This window comes from Parashewanella sp. 2304DJ23-3 (genome assembly GCF_056591695.1).
On the sequence record NZ_JBWQOH010000007.1, the window covers coordinates 126,075 to 143,481 of the forward strand.

15 protein-coding genes are annotated in these 17,407 nt (G+C 40.9%); 1 reads left to right on the top strand and 14 read right to left on the bottom strand.

The window, feature by feature from the left end; genetic code table 11:
* Positions 1 to 36 precede the first annotated feature (36 nt).
* The 9 genes from AC1EU2_RS13750 to sdhC all read right to left on the bottom strand — a co-directional run bounded on the left by AC1EU2_RS13750 (position 37) and on the right by sdhC (position 10,101).
* Positions 37 to 387, bottom strand: a complete 351-nt coding sequence (locus AC1EU2_RS13750) for a hypothetical protein (RefSeq protein WP_480298845.1) — start codon at positions 385 to 387, stop codon at positions 37 to 39.
* Positions 388 to 525: 138 nt separating this feature from the next.
* Positions 526 to 1,398 carry a succinate--CoA ligase subunit alpha gene (gene sucD / locus AC1EU2_RS13755; RefSeq protein WP_480298846.1) on the bottom strand — a complete coding sequence of 291 codons (873 nt, stop codon included), beginning with the start codon at positions 1,396 to 1,398 and terminating at the stop codon, positions 526 to 528.
* Positions 1,398 to 2,564, bottom strand: coding sequence for an ADP-forming succinate--CoA ligase subunit beta (gene sucC, locus AC1EU2_RS13760; RefSeq protein ID WP_129945994.1), 1,167 nt, complete (start codon positions 2,562 to 2,564; stop codon positions 1,398 to 1,400). Before sucC ends, sucD begins: the two co-directional genes overlap by 1 nt.
* Positions 2,565 to 2,643: 79 nt before the next feature.
* Positions 2,644 to 3,840, bottom strand: coding sequence for a 2-oxoglutarate dehydrogenase complex dihydrolipoyllysine-residue succinyltransferase (gene odhB, locus AC1EU2_RS13765; RefSeq protein ID WP_480298847.1), 1,197 nt, complete (start codon positions 3,838 to 3,840; stop codon positions 2,644 to 2,646).
* A gap of 18 nt (positions 3,841 to 3,858) precedes the next feature.
* Positions 3,859 to 6,684: a 2-oxoglutarate dehydrogenase E1 component gene (gene sucA / locus AC1EU2_RS13770; RefSeq protein WP_480298848.1), complete on the bottom strand. Its 2,826-nt coding sequence runs from the start codon at positions 6,682 to 6,684 to the stop codon at positions 3,859 to 3,861.
* A gap of 194 nt (positions 6,685 to 6,878) precedes the next feature.
* On the bottom strand, positions 6,879 to 7,586 hold the full coding sequence (locus AC1EU2_RS13775) for a succinate dehydrogenase iron-sulfur subunit (RefSeq protein WP_480298849.1): 708 nt from the start codon (positions 7,584 to 7,586) through the stop codon (positions 6,879 to 6,881).
* A gap of 11 nt (positions 7,587 to 7,597) precedes the next feature.
* Positions 7,598 to 9,364 carry a succinate dehydrogenase flavoprotein subunit gene (sdhA, locus tag AC1EU2_RS13780; RefSeq protein ID WP_480298850.1) on the bottom strand — a complete coding sequence of 589 codons (1,767 nt, stop codon included), beginning with the start codon at positions 9,362 to 9,364 and terminating at the stop codon, positions 7,598 to 7,600.
* Entirely contained in the window at positions 9,365 to 9,712 is a 348-nt protein-coding gene (gene sdhD / locus AC1EU2_RS13785) for a succinate dehydrogenase, hydrophobic membrane anchor protein (RefSeq protein ID WP_480298851.1), read from the bottom strand. It lies immediately after the preceding gene.
* Positions 9,706 to 10,101 carry a succinate dehydrogenase, cytochrome b556 subunit gene (gene sdhC, locus AC1EU2_RS13790; RefSeq protein ID WP_480298852.1) on the bottom strand — a complete coding sequence of 132 codons (396 nt, stop codon included), beginning with the start codon at positions 10,099 to 10,101 and terminating at the stop codon, positions 9,706 to 9,708. The genes sdhD and sdhC overlap by 7 nt, the downstream gene beginning before the upstream one ends.
* 675 nt (positions 10,102 to 10,776) lie before the next feature.
* On the opposite strand from sdhC, the gene AC1EU2_RS13795 reads away from it, so the two are divergent.
* Positions 10,777 to 12,063, top strand: coding sequence for a citrate synthase (locus AC1EU2_RS13795; protein WP_480298853.1), 1,287 nt, complete (start codon positions 10,777 to 10,779; stop codon positions 12,061 to 12,063).
* A gap of 56 nt (positions 12,064 to 12,119) precedes the next feature.
* On the opposite strand, the gene AC1EU2_RS13800 is transcribed toward AC1EU2_RS13795, so the two are convergent.
* The 5 genes from AC1EU2_RS13800 to AC1EU2_RS13820 are packed head-to-tail and all read right to left on the bottom strand — an operon-like array spanning position 12,120 to position 17,380.
* Positions 12,120 to 13,367, bottom strand: coding sequence for an ABC transporter permease (locus AC1EU2_RS13800; protein WP_480298854.1), 1,248 nt, complete (start codon positions 13,365 to 13,367; stop codon positions 12,120 to 12,122).
* A complete protein-coding gene (locus AC1EU2_RS13805) occupies positions 13,364 to 14,560 on the bottom strand; it encodes an efflux RND transporter periplasmic adaptor subunit (RefSeq protein ID WP_480298855.1) in 1,197 nt (398 codons plus the stop codon). Before AC1EU2_RS13805 ends, AC1EU2_RS13800 begins: the two co-directional genes overlap by 4 nt.
* Complete coding sequence (locus AC1EU2_RS13810; RefSeq protein ID WP_480298856.1) at positions 14,557 to 15,723, bottom strand: efflux RND transporter periplasmic adaptor subunit; 1,167 nt, start codon at positions 15,721 to 15,723, stop codon at positions 14,557 to 14,559. The genes AC1EU2_RS13805 and AC1EU2_RS13810 overlap by 4 nt, the downstream gene beginning before the upstream one ends.
* Before the next feature lie 3 nt (positions 15,724 to 15,726).
* Positions 15,727 to 16,704, bottom strand: a complete 978-nt coding sequence (locus tag AC1EU2_RS13815) for an HlyD family secretion protein (RefSeq protein ID WP_480298857.1) — start codon at positions 16,702 to 16,704, stop codon at positions 15,727 to 15,729.
* A complete protein-coding gene (locus AC1EU2_RS13820) occupies positions 16,694 to 17,380 on the bottom strand; it encodes an ABC transporter ATP-binding protein (protein ID WP_480298858.1) in 687 nt (228 codons plus the stop codon). The genes AC1EU2_RS13815 and AC1EU2_RS13820 overlap by 11 nt, the downstream gene beginning before the upstream one ends.
* Positions 17,381 to 17,407: the final 27 nt, after the last annotated feature.

Genomic DNA, 17,407 nt, shown 5'->3' on the forward strand with positions numbered 1-17,407 from the left:
CCCACATATTCTAAATGGTTTGTACCTTCAATGTGATCACAAAATGTTCTTATAAACATACTGCTCTGATGAACCTTTGAGGGTACAAGGTTCAATATAAGAAGTTCCACCTTGGCAATTCTTGGGTAACTGGTTAGATGATTTACGCACATATTTTTCAAAATAACAGTCTGCACTCGGCGTATAAAAAGCAAACAGCTTACCTTCTCTATAAATATGCGTTGAAGAAATAAGAAAATACGAGTCATTGTAATTGATACATTCAGTTTGCTCTTTTAAAGAAAATGCAGATGAATCAGCTTCGGCGACTAAACTATCAATATCATCAATGTCTGGTACCAAAGTGAGTGCATCTTCAAAGAAGGTCGAAACAGAAGATATTGACATGACAATTCTGGTGCAATTAGAAGAGCTTAAATAATAAATCGAATAATAATAAATATAAATAATTGTGAACAGAACTTAAGCTTTTATTAATGAAAAAGGCCAGCAAATGCTGACCTTTAAACAAATAAGTAATTTAAATTACCAACCTGTTTTAGTGCGAAGTGCTTTACCGATATCAGCTAGAGAACGAACTGTTGTTACACCAGCCGCTTCTAAAGCAGCAAACTTCTCGTCAGCCGTACCTTTACCGCCAGCAATGATCGCACCAGCGTGCCCCATACGCTTACCAGCAGGAGCTGTAACACCCGCAATGTAAGAAACAACTGGCTTAGTCACGTTAGCTTTGATGTATTCAGCCGCTTCTTCTTCCGCTGTGCCACCAATCTCACCAATCATAACGATAGCTTCAGTACCTTCGTCGTTTTGGAACATTTCTAAAACGTCGATGAAGTTAGTACCTGGAATTGGATCGCCACCAATACCAACACAAGTAGACTGACCGAAACCTTCGTCAGTCGTTTGCTTAACTGCTTCGTAAGTCAAAGTACCTGAACGTGAAACGATACCTACTTTACCTGGCTTATGAATGTGACCTGGCATAATACCAATTTTACATTCACCTGGGGTGATAACGCCTGGACAGTTAGGACCAATCATACGTACGCCAGTTTCAGCTAACTTAACTTTAACTTCTAGCATATCGATAGTTGGGATACCTTCAGTAATACATACGATTAGCTCAATGCCACCGTCGATTGCTTCAAGGATAGCATCCTTACAGAAAGGTGCTGGTACATAGATAACTGAAGCGGTAGCGCCAGTTTCTGCAACAGCATCTTTAACAGTGTTAAAAACAGGTAGATCTAGGTGAACTTGACCACCTTTACCTGGAGATACACCACCAACCATTTGAGTACCATAAGCGATAGCTTGCTCAGAATGGAAAGTACCTTGACCACCAGTAAAACCCTGACAGATTACTTTAGTATCTTTATTAATTAGTACAGACATTATTTGCCCTCCGCAGCAGCAACAACTTTTTCAGCAGCGTCAGTCAATGATTCAGCTGCAATAATGTCAAGATCAGAGCTTGCTAATACTTCACGACCAAGCTCAGCGTTAGTACCTTCAAGACGAACAACTACAGGAACTTGAACACCAACTTCTTTAACTGCGCCAATGATGCCTTCAGCAATCATGTCACAACGTACGATACCACCAAAGATGTTCACTAGAACCGCTTTAACGTTATCGTCAGAAAGAATGATCTTAAATGCTTCAGCAACACGCTCTTTAGTTGCACCGCCACCTACGTCTAGGAAGTTAGCTGGCTTGCCGCCATGTAGGTTTACGATGTCCATTGTACCCATAGCTAGGCCTGCACCGTTAACCATACAACCTACGTTTCCATCTAATGCAACGTAGTTAAGTTCGAATTTAGCTGCGTGTGCTTCACGTGGATCGTCTTGTGAAGGATCGTGCATTTCACGGATTTTTGGTTGGCGGAATAAAGCGTTACCATCAACACCAATTTTTCCGTCAAGACAATGTATATTGCCTTCTTCAGTGATTACTAGAGGGTTAATTTCTAGTAGTGCGAAGTCATGATCGTTGAACATGTTCGCAAGACCCATGAACACTTTAGTGAATTGCTTCATTTGAGTTGGTGTTAAACCTAACTTGAAGCCAAGATCACGTGCTTGGTATGTTTGTGGACCAACTAATGGATCGATGATTGCTTTGTGAATCAACTCTGGAGTTTCTTCAGCAACAGTTTCAATCTCAACACCACCTTCTGTAGAAGCCATGAACACAACACGTTGTGTACCACGGTCAACAACAGCACCTAGGTATAATTCATTTGCAATATCAGTACAGCTTTCTACTAGAATCTTAGCAACTGGCTGTCCACCTTCATCAGTTTGATAAGTAACAAGATTCTTACCAAGCCACTGTTCAGCGAATGCTCTGATTTCTTCTTTATCGCCTGTAACTTTAACGCCACCTGCTTTACCACGGCCGCCTGCGTGTACTTGACACTTAACAACCCACATATCACCGCCAATACGTCCAGCAGCTTCAACAGCTTCTTGGGCTGTATCACATGCGAAACCTTCAGACACTGGCAAACCATATTCGGCAAACAATTGTTTTGCCTGATACTCATGCAAATTCATGATGATCTATCCGTATACTACTTATAAATATAAAACCGGCCCGATTGGGCCAGTCACTAGGGTAATGTCTCGCTATAACTTATAGATCAAGTAATAGACGAGTTGGATCTTCTAAGAAGTCTTTAATCGCAACCAAGAAGCCAACTGACTCACGTCCATCAACAATACGATGGTCATAAGAAAGTGCGAGGTACATCATAGGCAAGATTTCAACCTGCCCATTTACTGCCATTGGACGATCTTTAATGGCATGCATGCCTAGGATCGCACTTTGTGGCAGGTTAAGAATTGGCGTTGACATTAATGAACCGAAAACACCACCGTTCGTTACAGTGAAGTTACCGCCAGTCATATCAGCGACGGTAAGTTTACCATCTCTGCCTTTAATTGCTAACTCTCTCACATTTTTTTCAATATCTGCGAGGCTCATCTTGTCTGTATCACGTAAAACAGGTGTTACAAGGCCACGAGGAGTTGATACTGCAATGCTGACATCAAAGTAGTTATGATAAACAATATCATCACCGTCAATTGAAGCATTTACTTCAGGGAAACGTTTTAGAGCTTCAGTTACCGCTTTAATGTAGAAAGACATAAAGCCTAAGCGAGTACCGTGACGCTCTTCAAAGATATCTTTGTATTGCTTACGAATATCCATGATTGGCTTCATGTTGATTTCGTTAAACGTTGTCAACATTGCCGTAGAGTTTTTCGCTTCAAGTAGACGGTTAGCGATAGTCTTACGTAAACGTGTCATTGGAACACGCTTCTCGCTACGGCCTTCAGCTACAGGCGCTACAGGCGCAGCTGCCACTGCAGGAGCCGCTGAAGCTTTAGATTTAACAAAACCTTCAACGTCTTCTTTCGTTACACGACCACCAACACCTGTCCCTTTAATTTGCGAAGCATCAAGATTGTGCTCAGCAACTAGGCGGCGAACTGATGGGCTTAATGCGTCATTTGACTCATCTACAGCAGGCGCTGACTCAGCAGCTGGTGCTGAAGCTTCAGCTTTAGATACTTCTTGTCCAGCTACTGCACCTGGGTTTAGCTTTGCAATCACTTGCTCGCCTAAAACAGTTTCGCCTTCTGGGAAAAGAATTTCTCCCATTTGACCGTCAGCCTCAGCAACAACTTCCAGTACAACTTTGTCCGTCTCAATATCAACCAAATTTTGATCACGCTCTACAGCGTCACCAGGTTGAACATGCCAAGTTGCGATGGTTGCATCTGCGACTGATTCTGGCAGTACGGGTACCTTAATATCGATACTCATAGAAAACTATCCTTTAACCTATTTACTAATATTTAATGCATCATTAACTAATGCTTCTTGTTGATGCATATGTAAGCCAGCATAACCGCATGCAGGAGCAGCAGAAGCTTCACGACCTGCGTAGGTCAATTTAGCGCCTGTTGGAAGTGCGGCTGTAAAGTGATGTTGGCTGCAATACCAAGCCCCTTGGTTTTGAGGCTCTTCTTGGCACCAAACAAAATCTTTAACGTGCTGATAATCAGCTAATGCTTTGCCCATTTCCGCATGTGGGAACGGGTAAAGTTGTTCGATACGAACGATAGCTACATTACCGATTTCATTTTTACGTCGCTTATCAAGCAAATCGTAATAAACCTTGCCACTACACATAACGACTCGGTCTACTTTGTTTGCATCCAATTCATCCGTTTCACCAATCACATTTTGGAAGGTTCCGTGTGATAGTTCATCAAACGAGGAAACAGCGAGAGGATGACGAAGCAATGACTTAGGAGACATCACCACCAATGGTCGACGCATCGGGCGAACCACTTGACGGCGAATCATGTGATAAACCTGAGCCGGAGTCGAAGGTACACATACTTGCATATTGTGGTTTGCGCACAATTGTAAGAAACGCTCTAAACGCGCGCTTGAGTGTTCTGGGCCTTGGCCTTCATAGCCATGTGGTAACAGCATAGTTAGGCCACATAAGCGTCCCCACTTCTGTTCACCAGATGATAGGAACTGGTCAATCACCACTTGAGCACAGTTAGCGAAATCACCAAATTGTGCTTCCCAAATGGTCAAGCCGCTCGGTTCTGCTGTTGCGTAGCCATATTCGAATGCAAGCACTGAAGCTTCAGATAATACTGAATCAGTGATATCAATCGGACCTTGCTCTTCAGAAAGATTTCGAAGAGGCATATAAGTCGTCGCATCTTTTTGGTTATGCAACACAGCGTGGCGATGGAAGAATGTGCCACGGCCAGAATCTTGTCCAGTAATGCGGATGCGCTTGTTATCAGCAAGAATCGTTGCGTACGCTAGGTTCTCAGCAAAGCCCCAATCCATTGGTTTTTCACCAACCGACATCGCAACACGATCTTTGTAGATTTTAGCAACACGTGACTGAACAGTGTGGCTCTCTGGAATTTCTGCTGTTTTAGCCGCTAATGCTTTTAGCGCCTCTAAATCAACAGAATCATCAAAATCTTCATCCCACTCACGGTTAAGGTACGGAGTCCAGTCAACATTGTGGAGCGTCATTGGACGCCATTCTTTTACAACGCAATCGCCTGCATCTAATGCATCACGATAAGCGTTGACCATAGACACCGTGTCTTCTGAAGCCAAGGTACCTTCTGAAACTAGCTTTTCAGAATACAGCTTACGCGGCGTTGGATGCTTTTTGATTTTAGCGTACATCAATGGCTGTGTTGCACTAGGCTCATCAGCTTCATTGTGACCGTGACGTCGATAACAAACTAAATCGATAACAACATCACGTTTAAACTCATTTCGATAATCAACAGCAAGTTGCGATACAAATGCTACCGCTTCAGGGTCATCTGCATTCACATGGAATATTGGTGCCTGAACCATCTTAGCAATGTCAGTACAATATTCAGTTGAACGTACATCGTCCTGATTTGACGTTGTAAAACCAACTTGGTTATTCACAACAATACGAATGCTACCGCCAACTTTAAAGCCACGAGTTTGAGACATGTTAAACGTCTCTTGCACAATACCCTGACCTGTAATTGCTGAATCACCATGAATGGTGATTGGCATTACTTGAGAACCGTCTTTACAACCGCGGCGATCTTGGCGTGCACGCACTGAACCAATGACCACTGGGTTAACGATTTCAAGGTGTGAAGGATTAAACGCAAGTGCTAAATGTACATTTCCAGCAGGCGTTTCAAAATCAGACGAGAAACCTTGATGATACTTAACGTCACCCGAGCCAGCAATGTGATCATGCTTACCAGCAAACTCATCGAATAATTCAGATGGTTGTTTACCAAGTACGTTAATCAACACATTCAAACGACCACGGTGAGCCATACCGATCACAACTTCTTTGGTCGATACTTCTCCGGCACGGTAAATGATTTCACGTAGCATTGGAACTAGGGCATCACCACCTTCCAACGAAAAGCGTTTTGCACCAGGGAATTTTGCACCAAGGTACTTTTCCATACCTTCAGCAGCATTTAACCCTTCAAGAATTCGGGTCTTAACTGCTTTATCGTAATTAGCTTTACTTAAAGTCGGCTCTAATCGTTGCTGAATCCATCGCTTCTCATCAGTATCAGTGATGTGCATGTACTCAGCACCAATCGAACCACAATAGGTAGATTTTAGTGCATTGACCAGTGACGACAGCTGCATAGTGTCACCACCATGAGCAAACGAACCAGTATTGAAATCACGAGACATATCTTCGGCAGTTAAACCATGAAATGCTGGGTCTAACTCTTTTACAGCATCGCGAACCCAAAGCCCCAATGGATCTAAATTGGAGTTCTGATGACCACGGAATCGATATGCGTTAATTAATTGAAGAACTTTAACTTGTTTCGCATCAAGTTCAGGATCAGAGGCTTGTGCGGAAGTTCCTCCACGGCTTGATAACGCTAAACTGCGGAAGTAATCGCGCACTTTAGAGTGTGCAACTTCCTGACCGTTTGCATCGGTGCCGTTTACAGAAGGAAGGTTATCGAAAACAGCTTTCCAATCATCGGAAACTGACTGAGGATCTTCTTGATAGGCTTCGTACATCTCTTCGATATAGGTAGCGTTTGCGCCATATAAATGAGATGAATCCAGCCAGGCTTGCATGAGGCCTTGGTGCATTTCCATTCCTTTCAAACTTTTTATACTTACATAGCGAGTTAAAAACAAAAAACCGACTTTGTGTTTAACTCGCTTTTTTCAAGAGAACATTCTCTTACACGCAAAAAGAGTCACTCCTTATTAAGAAGTGACTCTTTATATTAGACCTGTTTTATTATTAATTCTTTCATCAATAATAATGGCGGTTTATCCATTTAAACTGCTCGCTTCAACAGCATTGACTTAATATGACCAATGGCTTTTGTTGGATTCAAACCTTTCGGACAAACATCAACACAGTTCATGATACCGTGGCAACGGAATACACTGTATGCATCATCTAGATCTGATAAGCGTTCTTCAGTTGCTGTATCACGGCTATCAATCAAGAATCGATAAGCATGCAACAAACCACTTGGTCCAATGAACTTATCAGGGTTCCACCAGAACGAAGGACATGCCGTAGAACAACATGCACACATAATACATTCATATAGACCATCTAAATGCTCACGATCTTCAATTGATTGTAAATGCTCTCGTGCAGGTTGCTTTTCATCATTGATTAAGAAAGGCTTAATTTTCTCGTACTGTATGTAGAATTGAGTCAAGTCTACAATCAAGTCACGAACAACTGGCATACCAGGTAATGGGCGTATTTCCAATTTCTTACCTTTAAAAGTAGAAACTGGAGTAATACACGCTAAACCATTCTTGCCGTTCATGTTCAAGCCATCTGAACCACAAACACCTTCACGGCATGAACGACGAAACGCTAGAGTAGAGTCTTGCTCTTTTAGAAGAATTAACGCATCCAACACCATCATGTCAGTGCCTTCTTTTACTTCTAACGTGTAACCCTTCATGTAAGGCTTTGCATCTACATCAGGGTTATAACGATAAACTGAAAATTCCAACTTCATCTTTACAGCTCCTAGTAGGTACGTTTCTTAGGCGGAAACGCTTCACGATGTACTGGCGCCATATTGACATCACGCTTATTCATCGATTCAGTTTCAGGATTGAAAATACTGTGACATAACCAGTTTTCATCATCACGCTCTAAGAAATCTTCACGGCTGTGAGCACCACGACTTTCAGTACGGAAGTTAGCCGCATAAGCCGTTGCAATTGCTGTAGCCATCAAGTTATCAAGCTCTAAGCACTCAATTCTTTGAGTGTTAAATTCGCTTGAGTTGTCAGACAGTTTAGCGTTTTCAAGACGTTTACGAATTGCTTGAAGTTGCTCAAGACCTTCTGCCATAGCTTCACCTGTACGGAATACAGAGAAGTTAAGTTGCATACATTGTTGTAGGTCTTTCTTAATTTGTACTGGGTCTTCACCGTCTTTATTGTTTTCCCAACGGTTAAGTCTCGCTAAACTTGCATCAATATCAGCTTGAGTTGCGTCTTTAGGGTCAGCAGTTTCATCTAACGCTTTACCTAAATGATGTCCAGCTGCACGACCAAATACAACCAAATCAAGTAGTGAGTTACCGCCTAAACGGTTTGCACCATGAACAGAAACACAAGCAATTTCACCTACGGCGAATAAACCTGGGATATCTTGTTCTGTACCATCTTCATTTTGATGGATTACTTGGCCAGAAACTTTAGTTGGTAATCCACCCATCATATAGTGACAAGTTGGAATTACTGGAATTGGGCCATCTGCTGGATCAATATGTGCGAACGTACGAGAAAGTTCACAAACACCAGGAAGACGAGCTTCAAGTGTTTCTTTACCTAAATGATCGAGCTTCAAGTAAAGGTGAGGTCCGTAAGGGCTATCTACACCACGGCCTTCACGAATTTCTGTCATCATAGAGCGTGCAACAACGTCACGAGATGCTAAATCTTTTGCATTCGGAGCATAACGTTCCATAAAGCGCTCGCCATCTTTATTTAAAAGATAACCACCTTCACCACGACAACCTTCAGTTACGAGTACACCTGCACCAGCAATACCTGTTGGGTGAAATTGCCACATTTCCATGTCTTGCATTTGAACGCCAGCACGGATAGCCATACCAACACCATCACCAGTGTTAATGTGAGCATTTGTGGTTGATGCGAAGATACGACCTGCACCACCTGTTGCTAATACGGTTGCTTTAGCCTTGAAATAAACGATTTCGCCCGTTTCAATATCTAAAGCTGTACAACCAACAATGGCACCGTCTTCATTTTTAACAAGATCAAGAGCATACCATTCAGAAAAGACTTCGGTCTTATTCTTAACATTTTGTTGGTATAGGCAATGAAGTAATGCGTGACCTGTACGGTCAGCCGCTGCAGCTGTACGAGCAGCTTGTTCACCACCAAAATTCTTAGACTGTCCACCAAAAGGTCTTTGATAGATTGTGCCGTTTTCAAAACGAGAAAATGGCAAACCCATATGTTCAAGCTCAATTACCGCTTCAGGGCCAGTTTGACACATGTACTCAATCGCATCTTGGTCTCCGATAAAATCAGAACCTTTAACGGTATCGTACATATGTTGTTCCCAATGATCTTCATGGGCATTTCCTAATGCAACAGTGATACCACCCTGTGCTGAAACCGTATGAGAACGAGTTGGGAAAACTTTTGATAAAAGCGCACAGCTTTTACCTTCTTTTGAAATCTGTAAGGCGGCGCGCATACCAGCACCACCGGCACCGATTACTACGGCATCAAATTCGCGAACTGGAATACTCACTTAAACACCCCACACTGTAAATAAGCCTACCGCTAGATAAGTAAAAGCGGTTATGACTGTCACAAACTGCAATACACCACGCAATGTTGTGCACTTAATATAGTCAGTTAATACTTGCCAGATACCAATCCATGCGTGGATAAGTAATGCAATTAAAGCAACCATAGTGAATACTTTCATTGCTAAAGTGCTAAATAGTCCAGACCAAACTTCATAGGTTAGTGGACCATTACAGGCAATAAAGCCAACTAAAAACAGTGTGTACAATGCTAAAACAATAGCACTCGCACGAATCATAATGAAGTCATGTACGCCACTGCGTCCAAAACTTGCTGCATTGGTTACCATACCCAAATCCCCACTAATACAGAAACAGCGATAGCTAAAACAAAACTAATTTTTGCTGTAGCCATGCCAGATTGCAGTTCTTCCCAACGGCCAGAGTCCATAATCAAATGACGGACTCCAACAATTAGGTGATAACCCAGTGCAGTTAAAATTCCCCATATAACGAATTTAACGAACGGGTTAGCGAATAATGCTTGCATGTCTGCGAAACTCTCAGCTGACGCCAAAGAAGTATTCAACATCCACAGCAGGATGCCGACTGCAAATAGCATAATCACACCGGATACACGGTGAAGAATTGACGCAATCGCTGTAGCAGGAAAGCGGATTTTTTGTAGATCTAAATGGACAGGTCTTTGCTTTTTCACGTTCTGCTCACTCAGCTCCATTGAGCATATTATTATGTTAACGACTTTTTGTTAAAGCACTTTACAGTTATAGACTACTATATATGCTCTGGCAAAAAGCTCATTTAATTTTGCTCTATCTGAAGCTATTAATTACAGGGGTTGAAATCACTCACGATATATAACAACTTTCAGCTTGATGGGGACACTCTCAATTAACGATTTCGATTTGCAGCTGTATTTTTTGGGGCTTATCCAAGCTGTGAATGCAACATGTAGTTACTCTACATAAGCATTTCGGCAGCACAGAAGAAACTCAAAATATACACAGTCCTTCGGATTACGGTCAAAAGTGGCAATTTCTGTGCTATTCAAGTTTCATTTAGCTAACTAAATTTCAACCTTCATATCCTGACTTTGCTTTTTTAGCTGTAACAAATCGAAATGACTAATTGGGAACGTCCCCAAGAGCCGCTGCAAAGTATACTCGCCGCAAAAGTCAAATACAAACATCACATAACGGATATTTTGTTTTTTTGTATATTTTGATGTCAATCAAACCAATTTTATTTAGCAGTACTATATTTCTTAATAGATTTATAATTATTTATTCACATTAAAACGGTTATTTAAATTGGAAGTTAGACTAAAATAACGGTAAAGTATGGCACTTTCTCATGCCACTCTCACACAAGAATGAAGTAAGGAGAACTGGGTATGGCTGATCTAAAAGCCACTTTAAACTTACCAGGAAAAGACTCGTTCGAGCTGCCTATTAAACAAGGCACCGAAGGCTTCGACGTGTTAGATATTAGTAAACTAGGTTCACAAGGGTATTTTACTTTTGACCCTGGTTTTCTAGCAACTGCGTCCTGCGAATCAGCAATTACCTATATTGATGGTGCTCAAGGTATCCTTTTACACAGAGGTTACCCAATCGATCAATTAGCAACTCAATCTAGCTACTTAGACGTATGCTATTTATTGCTAAATGGCGATTTACCTAACAAAGAACAACACGATAACTTCGTACAAACCGTGACTCAACATACCATGGTTAACGAACAATTATCTACGTTCTTCAAAGGTTTCCGTCGCGATGCTCACCCAATGGCAATGCTTTGTGGTGTTACAGGTGCATTAGCTGCATTTTATCAAGATTCGCTTGATGTGAACGATGAAAGACATCGTGAAATAGCGGCTTACCGTTTAGTTTCTAAGATGCCAACACTTGCAGCAATGTGCTACAAGTATTCTGCTGGTCAACCATTCGTTTACCCACGAAATGACCTAAGCTATGCAGGCAACTTTTTACACATGATGTTTTCTGTTCCATGTGAAGAATACCATGTGAATCCAGTTGTTGAGCGTGCAATGGATCGCATTTTCATTCTTCATGCAGATCATGAACAAAATGCTTCTACTTCTACTGTTCGTTTAGCAGGTTCTTCTGGTGCTAACCCGTTTGCATGTATTGCTGCTGGTATTGCTTCTCTATGGGGTCCAGCTCATGGCGGTGCTAACGAAGCTTGCCTAAACATGCTTGAAGAAATTGGTAGCGTTGACCGTATTCCTGAGTTCATTGCGAAAGCAAAAGACAAGAGTGATCCATTCCGCCTAATGGGCTTTGGCCACCGAGTTTATAAGAACTTTGACCCTCGCGCTAAAGTTATGCGTGAAACTTGTCATGAAGTTCTTAAAGAGCTTAACATTCAAGATCCTTTACTAGACGTAGCAATGGAACTTGAGCGTATCGCCCTAGAAGATGAATACTTCGTGTCTAAGAAATTATACCCGAACGTAGACTTCTATTCAGGTATCATCATGAAAGCGATTGGAATTCCAACAAGTATGTTCACTGTAATGTTTGCATTAGCACGTACAGTAGGTTGGATTTCTCATTGGAAAGAAATGCTAGATACTCCAGGACATAAGATTGGTCGCCCACGTCAGTTATACACTGGTTCAGCGCACCGTGATTTTGTTATGCTGGAAAAAAGATAGCTTCTTGTTTCATAAAAAAGGCCTCAATTGAGGCCTTTTTTATTGCTTAAGAAAAGTTAATCCCTTTGAAGTGCCACTATCGGATCCAACTCCGCCGCTCTCTTAGCTGGATAATACCCAAACCCTACACCAATAAACATACACATTCCGAACGAGATCACGATTGATAAAAGCGACCAAGCCACAGGCCAATCAGCGACACTTGAAATCACAATTGCGATTAAAAACCCTAGTATCATCCCAATAATTCCACCCGTTGCCGAAATTACTGAGCTTTCAATCAAAAACTGTGTTGCTATATCAGATTTTTTAGCGCCTAATGCTCTGAGTAAACCAATTTCAACGGTTCGCTCCAAAATAGTGGCAAGCATAATATTCATAATGCCAATTCCACCGACCAATAAAGAGATGCCTGCAACACAAGCCATTACAATATTGAAGATTTGTTGAGTTTTTTGGTGTTGAGCCAATAATGCCGCGGGGACGACAATATCAAAATCTTGCTCACCATTATGTCTTCTATCGAGTAAATGCTTTAATGCTTGCGCAGCTCGATTTGGATTCACACCATCAATCAACTCAAACTTTACTGAATCTAGCTTATCTTCAAGCTTATCAAATTGCATTTTTTTCAATGCGGTACCTAAAGGAATAAAAATGGTATTACGTTCCCCCCCCATTTTCACACCTTGGATCTTTGATTTGATTTCATGTTTATCAGAGAGAATACCTATCACTGTATACCATTGATGATTGATTTTAATTGGTTGATTTAGTGCATTACCACTTGGGAATAGACTTCTTGCCGTTTCAGGCCCTAAAATAGCAACTTGCTTGTATTCTTTATTGTCTGCTGATGTAAAACCCTTTCCCGAAATTAAAGATAACGAACTTAATTCAAAAAAGTTTTCAGTGACAGCAGAAACTGTAGCATCGCTTTGTCCTGAAAAGCTAAACAAACCAAAAACCTTTACTTTCTTTTCAGCTGTCCAGTTACCAATAAAAGGCAATGTTTCTTTCACACTATGAACATCAGATAAGGTCAACCCTAAACTGTGTTCTCGTACCGTTTTTAGGGTTTCATTATCGAACTCTCTAGCATTAACGACAATGTTATTTACACCCATTGACTCAATCATTTTCAGAGCTTCTTTTTCAGCACCCTCACCCACACTTAACATAGCTATGACAGCACCAACACCAAAAACCATACCGAGTAATGTTAAAAATGTTCTTAGTTTGTGATGTTGCATCTCAACTAATGCGTGCTGTACGCCTTTAATATAATTGTTCCAATCAATCATAGTTGCTCTCCGACAGGCTGAGTTAACGCAATCACTTCTGATTCATTCAAACCTGATGTAATTTCAGTTCGATTAAGGTTACGGGATCCTAAAGTGACTTTTCTTTTTTCAAATTCGTTACCATCTTTGACGAAGACCCAATATTCATCTTCATGTTGAAATACAGATTGACTTGGTACGGCTAACATTCTCTGACTTTCAAGTACTTCAATTTTTGCATTCACTTGTCGTCCCTGTTTCATTAACTCCTGAACAGTTTCATTGAGCTGAACTGTGAAATTGAAATAATTAACAGGACTCCCTTTTTCTTTTGGTTGTGCTAATGAATCAACTTGAATTACTTTCCCCTCGAAAGGTTTGTTTGGGTAAGCATCTAGATAAACGATTGCTTTTAATCCGACCTTTAAGCCAGATGACTCGGACTCTAGTGCGTATAGTGACGCTTGCATGCTCGATGTGTTAGGCAACTCACCGATGGTTTGTCCTGAAAAAATAGCGTCTCCTACAGCCGGATATTCGTCGTACCAATTCTTTTTGTAAACAAAAAGCCCATCATGAGCAGCTGTAATATCAAGGTTAGCTAAGTTAGTCTCGTGTCTATCAATCTTGGTTTGAATGCCTTTCTGCTTGAGTTTAATCAAAGCTTGTTCAGCGTTAGCCTTTTGGTTGTGTTGACCCGCATTCCAATCTAGGTAATCTATTTTGGCATCGAGATAATCTTGATTTCGCATTTGGTCAATGATCTCGATTTTGGTATAAACACGTTCATCGTCACTAAAAAATTTATCCGCTAATTTTTTTTCTGTTGCAGTTACAGACTTGTCTTGTATAAGCTTTTTTCTTGCCACTTCATCTGAACTGGCTCTCATGGTGCCATCAAATTCCGAACGCTGATTATCCAACTTATCCTTCTTTAACATAAAGGACGTTCTTTTCGCATCCAAGCGTGCAATTACATCCCCTTTCTTAACACTCGAAAAATTTGGCAGAAGCCATACCAATGATTGCCTGCCTCGAAGGCTGTGAGGTGCAGTAATTAACGTTGATTCGGTTGACTCTAAACTCCCCTCTGCAGGAATGTGAATACCAAAATCTGATTTCTTAACTTCAACGGTTAACGTATCTTGCGATTCTGGGGTTGAACATGCGCTTAAAAATAGTGCGCATAAGACTGTTACTGAAATCACTCTCATCTCAACACCACCTTATCGCCGGCTTCAAGCCCTTTGGAAATTGAAACCATGCTTTCACCCATTTGTTCGATTTCTACAAACACATGAGATGAGGATAAAAATGACTCTTTGTCTACGCTAGGTAATCCATTTTCGTAATAAATAGCTGCTTTAGGTAAAAGTAATTGCGTTTCCGTAGATGATACATCTATCGATATTTTAGCCGTCATTCCCGGCTTCATAATTTGCTGCTCTGCGTCTTCAATATCAGCAATTGCATCAAATACGATCAAAGGAACATTCCAACTTTTACTTCGAAAAACTTTTCCTAATTGTGTGATTTTTCCTTTGAACTCTTTTTCAGGGTTTGCATCTAATCGAATGCTAACGACTTGCCCAATTTGCACTCGATGCGCTTCTACCTCAAGAATTGACATTTTGATTTGCATATCCGTCAAATCTGGAATACTTACCAAGCCCATCCCCGCATATAAGGTATGACCTTCTTTTACTTTCTCACCATTAAAATCTTTTTCGTAAACAAGCATGCCTTCTTTTGGCGCTTTGATATTAAAACTCACAATACCTTGTTGTAGCTCTTTAACTTCAGCCGCCATTTTTTGCTGATCACTTTCTAGCATCAATAAACGTTGCTTTAAACTTTGCTTTTCTAACTCAAGTAATTGCTGCGTCAACTTCACTTTCCGCTTTGAGATCAAGGCGTCATTTTCATATTTCTTTTTTTCTATTTCAGCCACTGTTTCATCAGACAAATCAAATTTTCGTTTCGCTTTGTCATAATTCATTTTGGCTTCAGCAATATTCAGTTTTAATTGCTCAATCTCTTCAAACATTCGAATGCGAGTCGTTTTAATGTCTTGCTTAATTGTGGCTAACTCAGAAGACTTGTTCTGAAGTCGTTGCATCAACTCTGATGTATCTAATGTTGCAATCGTTTGTCCTTCTTTTACAAAGCTTCCCTCAGTTGCTAAGGTTTTCACTTGATATTGCCAAACCCGATTAACAACAGGAGGTGATACTTGTACGGTATTCGCCGACACAAGCTCTCCTGTTAAACTAATTTTCTGTGGTAATAGTCCAGTTTCAACTGTTACCACCTTTTCAGAGCTACAACCTTGTAAGGCCAAACATGCAAGTAAGCTTGTTAGTAGATATTTTTGCATCGATTACAACTCCATCTGTTTTGGCAAAGCTGACACGAGAACACTCATTCCTGGGCTAAGTTCAACGTTTGGTTGATTGGCAAACTCTACAGAAACCTCAAACCAACGGCTGTTTCCCCATGCGTTTTTTGTATTGGCTTGTGAGCTAATATTTGTGACTCTAGCTTCAAGCTGTTGAGATAGATCCGTATCAAGGTAAACCAGAACATCTTGCTCAACCTGTAACTTATCTACATCAACTTCATTAATCCAAGCCGTTACTTTTAAGTTGTTTAGAGCATAAATATTGGCTACATTGCGGCCTACCTGCAAAGTATCACCGACCGCTATTTTTTTATCTTGCCACATGTTTCGCCCATAACTTACAGGGCCTTCAATTTCGGCGGCTATTGTCAACTTTTCTAGTGAAGATAAAGTGTTATCCAATTCTAGCTGCGCCTTTTCATTGTCAATACGCAACTGCTTTAATGTTGATGTTTGCTTAGCTAATTCTGACTCTAACTTCTCTTCAGCTTGCGTTAAGTCATTTTTAGCTTTCATCAAATTGAACTGATTATCTGCATAATCCTTTGCTGAAATATAATCTGCGGGAATTGAGGCATCTAATTGTGCCTTCTCAAGATTGAGCTGTTTTTCTTTAAGATCAAATTGAACTTGAAGTATGCTTTTTTTTAACTGCACCGTCTGGCTTTGTTCTTGAGCTTTAAACCTTAATAAATTCGCTTTTAATTGCTCGACTTGGCTATCTATCTGAGTTTTATCAAAGATAACAACGTTATCTCCTACTTTGGCGACCTTACCTTCATCAATCATCCATTGAATTTGGTATCTCCAGGAGTTCCCAGCTTGAGGGACAGAGAACTTCTGCGACTTTGAAGATATTAGCTGCCCTGTTAATAATAGTTTTGGCTGTGTCTCACTTGCATTAACAGCTCCCGATAGTAAGCAACCCATTAGCGGTAAAATATAACTACGCAACATTCTCCCTCCTCAACTCTACTGATTGCACTAGACCATCTCGCATTCGAATAACGCGCTGAGCATAAGCCGCTACTTCATCTTCATGCGTCACTAAAACAATGGTTTGCCCTGATTCATGCAGCTCAGTAAACAACTCCATAATTTCAACAGAAGTCTTTGAGTCCAAAGCTCCTGTGGGTTCATCAGCAAGAAGAATGCTTGGTTTGTTTATTAATGCTCGAGCAATGGCTATTCTCTGTCTTTGTCCACCTGATAATTGATTTGGCCTATGGTGAGATCGGCTTTTTAGACCAACTCTGTCTAAAAGCTGTAAACCATAATCCGTATCAATACGTTGCTGTGATGAAAACCTCAAAGGAAGGAGTACATTGTCTAAGGCTGATAGTCTGGGAAGGAGGTGAAAACTTTGAAAAACAAAACCAACAGACTGATTTCGAAACGACGACAATTCATCATCATCCAAGTCTTTGACATTGTTTCCGCTGAGGAAGTATTCGCCACTACTAGGTTTATCTAAACAACCAATAATATTCATGAGTGTTGATTTGCCAGAACCTGATGGTCCCATAATGGCTACAAACTCGTTTTTATTAATTTCTACATCTACGCCTGCGAGTGCGGATACTTGTTGCTCACCCATATTGTAATGCTTTTGTAGCGACTTAATTTTTATCATTGTTATCCATAACTTTTATTGTAAGCA

Bases quoted from the DNA above. Each gene is read 5' to 3' on its own strand.
- sdhD (WP_480298851.1), bottom strand. From the start codon at position 9,712: ATGGTAACCAATGCAGCAAGTTTTGGACGCAGTGGCGTACATGACTTC.
- AC1EU2_RS13775 (WP_480298849.1), bottom strand. From the start codon at position 7,586: ATGAAGTTGGAATTTTCAGTTTATCGTTATAACCCTGATGTAGATGCA.
- AC1EU2_RS13750 (WP_480298845.1), bottom strand. From the start codon at position 387: ATGTCAATATCTTCTGTTTCGACCTTCTTTGAAGATGCACTCACTTTG.
- sucC (WP_129945994.1), bottom strand. From the start codon at position 2,564: ATGAATTTGCATGAGTATCAGGCAAAACAATTGTTTGCCGAATATGGT.
- AC1EU2_RS13800 (WP_480298854.1), bottom strand. From the start codon at position 13,367: ATGATTGATTGGAACAATTATATTAAAGGCGTACAGCACGCATTAGTT.
- AC1EU2_RS13795 (WP_480298853.1), top strand. From the start codon at position 10,777: ATGGCTGATCTAAAAGCCACTTTAAACTTACCAGGAAAAGACTCGTTC.
- AC1EU2_RS13810 (WP_480298856.1), bottom strand. From the start codon at position 15,723: ATGCAAAAATATCTACTAACAAGCTTACTTGCATGTTTGGCCTTACAA.
- AC1EU2_RS13805 (WP_480298855.1), bottom strand. From the start codon at position 14,560: ATGAGAGTGATTTCAGTAACAGTCTTATGCGCACTATTTTTAAGCGCA.
- AC1EU2_RS13820 (WP_480298858.1), bottom strand. From the start codon at position 17,380: ATGATAAAAATTAAGTCGCTACAAAAGCATTACAATATGGGTGAGCAA.
- odhB (WP_480298847.1), bottom strand. From the start codon at position 3,840: ATGAGTATCGATATTAAGGTACCCGTACTGCCAGAATCAGTCGCAGAT.
- sucA (WP_480298848.1), bottom strand. From the start codon at position 6,684: ATGCACCAAGGCCTCATGCAAGCCTGGCTGGATTCATCTCATTTATAT.
- sucD (WP_480298846.1), bottom strand. From the start codon at position 1,398: ATGTCTGTACTAATTAATAAAGATACTAAAGTAATCTGTCAGGGTTTT.
- AC1EU2_RS13815 (WP_480298857.1), bottom strand. From the start codon at position 16,704: ATGTTGCGTAGTTATATTTTACCGCTAATGGGTTGCTTACTATCGGGA.
- sdhC (WP_480298852.1), bottom strand. From the start codon at position 10,101: ATGGAGCTGAGTGAGCAGAACGTGAAAAAGCAAAGACCTGTCCATTTA.